General features: G+C 63.5%; 3 protein-coding genes. All 3 read right to left on the minus strand.

Translation table 11 applies throughout. The annotated features are described in order from the left end of the window. Nucleotide 1: 1 nt before the first annotated feature. The 3 genes from JQ617_RS38075 to JQ617_RS38085 all read right to left on the minus strand — a co-directional run bounded on the left by JQ617_RS38075 (nt 2) and on the right by JQ617_RS38085 (nt 4,957). Nucleotides 2-2,149, minus strand: coding sequence for a peptidase M50 (locus JQ617_RS38075; protein WP_212030835.1), 2,148 nt, complete (start codon nt 2,147-2,149; stop codon nt 2-4). A gap of 13 nt (nt 2,150-2,162) precedes the next feature. Then, nucleotides 2,163-4,025, minus strand: coding sequence for a GAF domain-containing protein (locus JQ617_RS38080; protein ID WP_212030836.1), 1,863 nt, complete (start codon nt 4,023-4,025; stop codon nt 2,163-2,165). A 122-nt stretch (nt 4,026-4,147) separates the two neighbouring features. Next, a complete protein-coding gene (locus tag JQ617_RS38085; protein ID WP_212030837.1) occupies nt 4,148-4,957 on the minus strand; it encodes a SapC family protein in 810 nt (269 codons plus the stop codon). Between the last annotated feature and the right edge of the window lie 30 nt (nt 4,958-4,987).

The raw sequence follows: 4,987 nt of genomic DNA on the forward strand, positions 1-4,987 counted from the left end.
CTTAGACATGGAAGTTCGTCAACAATAGCAGTCTGACGCTGCGATACCATTGCACGGCCAATGGCTCCATCCGGTGTTCGAACCGGACGAAGACGTGCTGGCCGAAATGGTCCACGGCCTCCAGACCTTGAAGCTCAATGTCGAATTGAAAGGTCCGCTGCAGCGTCTTCGGCCCCTTCGCATCGCGCGGATCAATCACGAAATCCCCGCCGCCATCCACGCCCAGCGCCGCGCTCGGCAAATATTCGCCACCGGCGGGCACCGCACGCAACACGCGTCCCTCCAGGACCAGACGCGGCTGGTCCACCGGGCGGACCTGGATGCGATCGGTGGTCAGGCGCACCCTGTCCACCGCCTCCTGCGGCACGACAACACGCGCCAGAGGCGTCGCGTTTCCGACCACGTAGCCGAGCAGCTCGCCCCGACGGTAGTAGCGGCCGGGCATATCGACCATCTGTGGCACGACGAACACGCCATCGCTGCGGGCACGCGCCACGAGGTCAGACGCGCGCTCGCGGGCAAGGCCCAAATTTGCGCGTTCGAGTTCGAGCTTGTCGCGAACAATCTGCGCCTTTGCGCGGTCCGACACGAATTGCGCGGCATACTCGGCCTGCAGCTCAGCCACCTTGGCCTCGTTCCTGCGCAATTGCGCGACAAGCGTCGGCTCCCGACTCTGAATCAGCGGGTCCCCTTGGGTGACCAGCGTTCCCGGGGTGACCAGAAGTTCGTGGACGAAGCCGTTCGAGGCGGCGCGTACCATTGCTTCTTCGGGCAGCCACAGCACTCCCTCCACGCTGGAATGGTAGGGCATCGGGACGGCGACCAGAAAGAAAGCCAGGCCAAACACCAGTCCGGCCGCGATCGTGACGGAACGGGCGCGATGCTTGCGCAGGCGGGGATTCTCAAGGAGATGCCGCACCGCCTTTGTAATCGGCAGGATCGCCATCGCCGCCACCGCCCAGACAGCAAGAATGACGCCAATGAAGAAGAACTGTCCCGCGATGAACAACGCGATGAAGATCGTCACCATGATGCGATAGAGCGTCGACGCCAGGCCGTAGAAGAAGAACCATACTCGCTCCATGCCGGATGCCTCAGGGCGCTCCAGATCGGAGACGCCGAGCAGGTATCGCTCGAGCAGATAGCCCCAGTAGCGCGACGATCGCGCCGCCAGATTCGGAATCTCGATGAGATCCACGAGGATGTAATAGGCATCGTAGCGAAGCAGCGGATTGCCGTTGAACAGAAGCGTCGACACGCTCGCGATCAGCATGACGTTGAACAGGATCGCTCGCACCAAACCCGGCTCGACCAGAAGCCACAGGTAGAACGCGATCGCCGCGACGAAGAGCTCGACGCCCATGCCGGCGGCGCCGACAAGCGCGCGCCGATACTTGGACCTGAAAACGGTGGCGGCCGAGGCATCGACGTAGGGAACCGGCAGCAAGACCAGCAGGATGATGCCGAGATCGTGGACCTCTCCACCGCCGGCCTTGGTGGCGGAGGCGTGCCCCAGTTCGTGCAACGCCTTGATCGCGGGAAAGACCAGATAAATGATGAACAGATTGTCGATAGCCAGCACGCGGTCGCTGAAATTGTGGCTGAGCTCCGGCCAATGCGGCCAGATCAGAATGAAAGCCGGAAGCACGAACGCCAGCCACGCGAGGGCCCCCCAGCCGCTCCAGACAAACCGCACGAGACCCGCCCAGCGATTGAGCAGCCGATCCGGATCGAACAGCGGGATGCGGATCGCCATCGGATTCCCATAGGAGCGCAAATGGCGCGCCCTTTGCTCGCGCTCGCTGCGGGTAAAAAGCTCGGCGACGTCAGGCGTGACGTCGCTTTCCAGCAGGTCGGCGGCATGCAGCTGGCCCAGCAGGTGGATGAGCTCGTCCTGGCTGGGTGCGTCCTCGCCCAGATGCCTGTTCGCGAGCTCCCACAACTGCTCGACGGAATGCGTCCCGTCCATGAGTGAGACGATCAACCGGGCCGAAGGGCTGAAGCGATGCACCCGCGACGAGGCGGGATCCTGCAAAAGGTACCAGACCTCGCCGCGATAGATGTGCCGATGAAGTCGCGCGTGCGAGCGCAGCTTTGGCTTTCGCGCTGCGACACGATACCACCAATTGCTGAGCAACGGCGCGTTCACCACGACCTCGCAATCAGAACAGCCATTTCCAAATCGACAGGCGGACCCAGTCGGTGAAATTATGGGTCCATATCCAGATCAGCTTGCGCTCACCGACATCGACCTTTCCTACGCCCTCCATGCCGGGTCGCACGCGTTCGGATGCATTGTGGAGCCGCGCCTCGACCCGGAAATAGTTGCGGCCCTCCTGGGCTGTCGAGACCGGCGTCATCTGCTCGACCGAGAAGTCCATCCTCCGGTGCGGAATACCCGAGAGGGTGAGCTCGCCCTGTTGAGCGAGCTTCACGTAGGAGATGTCGCGTTCCTCGACCTGCAGGATGACGCGATAGCTGTCCAATGGCGCGACCGTGAAGAGCATCTTGCCCAATTCGACCGGCGTTCCGAGAAGCTGGTGCAGGTCGCCCGCGACGACGACACCATCGAAGGGAGCCAGCAGCGTGGCGCGAGCGAGCTTGTCGGTGACCAGCGACAGCATGGCGTCGACCTGTTCGATCTGGGCCTGCAGGATCGTCATGTTCGCGCGCTCTTGTGCCGCCAGCGCCTGCCGATACTTGCGGTCGAGCTGCTCACGCTCGGACGACAACCGCGTTTGTTCGAGCTTGAGCTCCCGGTCGTCGAGCTTGCACAGCACCTGCCCGGCATGAACGGTGTCGCCTGCGCGGACGAAGCTTTGCGCGATATACCCGTCGAACGGCGCCGCGGCGATCCGCTGTACGGCCCCCTCGATCACCGTCTTCGCCGCAACACGATACGTCCCGGTCGCGACACTGAAGAACAGGATGACGCCGACCAGCAAAAGCGCGATGAGCTTCGCGCCGGGATGGCGTGGCCCGAACAGGAGCTCCAGGCCATGGTGCAAGGAGGTTCCGGCATGGCGCAGGACACCGCGCTCGCTGTCTCGCTTGAGCTTCAGGATCGGACCAAGCAGCGCGCCAACCGTCTTGCACAGCTCGATGGTCTCGATATCGAACGGCTCGCCCGCCGTCCGCTCCAGGGTCAAGACGCCGGTCGCGTGCCCGTCATCCGTAAGCGGCACCGAGCAGATCGCAACGTCCCTGTACTCGCGTGCGAGATCGGCATGCGCGAGTGCCGCGCTCTCCACGTCGTCACGCGGGGGAAACACGAGCGCGACGTCGAGGTCGAGCACCTCGTCCATGGCGTTGCCGATGCGCCGGCCAAGGTCCATCTTGGGATCGAACGTCGCCGTATGCGAGATCGCCTTCACCTGGACGCTGCCTGAACGCTCGAGCCCCACGCTCACCCGATCGCAGGCCAGGCGGCCTGCAAGTTCGTTGGCGACAGCCAGCGCCGCTGCCGAGAAATGCCGCTCCTGCATGGCCGTCGCCACGATATCCATGGCGAGCCCCATTCGCGCGAGCCGCGCGTCGCGCTCCTCCAGCGCGCCCTTGCGGAACTGGTCGATCAGCCAGGCGCTCGCCCAATGCAGCAGCCGCAAGGCCCGCTGCAACGCAGCCTCCGGGCCGGGCCCGATATCGAGCACCACCACCCCATGCAGTGTGCCGGACACTTCGATCGGGTAGCCGATGAAGGCGTGGTGCTCGCGCAAAGCGCCATGCCCCTCCGAGGGCAGCACGATTCCACGGCGCTCGGTCAGAGCCCGTTCGGCGGCCGGGCTGAGATATTGCATGTCCAGACCGGGGTGCGGCCACACCGCCGCGGGCACGTAGCCGCCGTCCTTGTCGGGCCCCAGCAACAGGAGCCCCCCGCCCACCCTTTCGACCTGCATGCAAAGGATTGCAAGCCAGCTCGCGCAAAACTCGGAACTGTCCTTGGCTGCCGAAAATTTAGCCCAGGCTATCGACTCCGCCCGCGCTGCGTCCTCGGTGAAGGAATAGATCGGGGACGCAGTGGTCATGGCTACTCATCGCTCTCGGAGCTATGCCCGCGATGCTGCCATAGCGGGCAGCATCGCGGCGCGCGCGACGGAATCGCCGATGAGGCGTCGCAATCACACGGGGGCACGATGTGATCCGTTCTCTAGGCGGATGCTCTCGCCCCATTCAGGCGATCGCCTGATTCCGCCTCCGTGGCGTCGCCCGGTTCGACCGCCGGCGGAGCTGCCCCCTTCACGACCGCGAGGCGCGACGGAAGAGCCTGGAAGTTGCGCATCGACTGAAGGTGAAGATAGAGCAGCTCGAGCTCGTCCGTCTTGGCAAGCTCGGCGAGCTTTTCGCCGGACAGTGCCTTCAGCTTCTCCCGGTTCACCGCCATGAACCCCGCGAGCGAGAGCTTTTCGCCCGATGGGAGTTCGACCTGGGCCTGCATCGGCTCGAGCAGATCCAGCTCGCGCACCTTGTTGCAGAAGGCCTGGGTGCGATTGAACTGGGTCTGATATTCCTGCAGGAACGTCAGGATGTTCTGGACATACTGGGTCGGCTTGTTGTCGTCGTCGAACAGTTTCTGTCCGCGACCGTCACGATTGAATCCCGAATAGTCCTCGTCGATGCAGAGAACGAACCGCTCGCCGTCGGAGCTGGTCGAGAACACGAACGGATAGCGACGCAGGAAGGCGGGGACATACTTGCCGTCCCACTTGGAATCCGCCGACAGGAACAGGTTCTCGCTGTCCCGTACGCCGAGAATGACGGCCGGCATGACGTTGTCCTTGGTGCCGGCAAACACGATCGCATATTCGGATGCTGCGGCGGGAAACTCGACCGCCATCAGAGGCACCGAATTGGTCTTGCTGCTGAAGCCATAGTTCCTGGCCATCTCGACCGCGCAACCGCGATGACGCGCGGCGGACAACGGAATAACGGTTTCGTAGATCAACAGTTGCGCAGTCATTACAAAGCTCCTTCCCTTGCAATTTCGGGC

It is taken from the genome of Bradyrhizobium sp. KB893862 SZCCT0404, assembly GCF_018130885.1.
In the GTDB taxonomy this organism is placed as follows: Bacteria; Pseudomonadota; Alphaproteobacteria; order Rhizobiales; family Xanthobacteraceae; genus Bradyrhizobium; species Bradyrhizobium stylosanthis.

What these genes read in the sequence shown, in the direction of transcription:
- JQ617_RS38080 (WP_212030836.1), bottom strand. Translation starts at nt 4,025, where the DNA reads ATGACCACTGCGTCCCCGATCTATTCCTTCACCGAGGACGCAGCGCGG.
- JQ617_RS38085 (WP_212030837.1), bottom strand. Translation starts at nt 4,957, where the DNA reads ATGACTGCGCAACTGTTGATCTACGAAACCGTTATTCCGTTGTCCGCC.